Source organism: Plantibacter sp. 2H11-2, assembly GCF_050031945.1.
Lineage (GTDB): Bacteria > Actinomycetota > Actinomycetes > Actinomycetales > Microbacteriaceae > Plantibacter > Plantibacter auratus.
Genome location: NZ_JBNBBL010000020.1, coordinates 1 through 257 on the forward strand (window position 1 = coordinate 1; position 257 = coordinate 257).

A 257-nucleotide genomic window follows, 5' to 3' on the forward strand; every position below is an offset into this window, starting at 1 on the left:
TGTTGTAAGAGATTCCTTTGGAAAACATTTAAACAAAACAAAGCAAGTCAGTAATGATTTGTTCTGTCAGTTTCAAACTTGCATCGTGTTCACCTATTCCGGTGGCATGGTGCGCGAAATGTGCCGGTCACTTCGGTGGTCGTGCAATTCAACATTTACGGAGAGTTTGATCCTGGCTCAGGACGAACGCTGGCGGCGTGCTTAACACATGCAAGTCGAACGATGAAGCCCAGCTTGCTGGGTGGATTAGTGGCGAA

The 257-nt window shown here is 47.1% G+C and carries 1 rRNA gene; it reads left to right on the top strand.

What is annotated here, in order from left to right:
* Positions 1-154 precede the first annotated feature (154 nt).
* Positions 155-257 (top strand): 16S ribosomal RNA (locus tag ACQG07_RS19235); the annotation flags it as partial.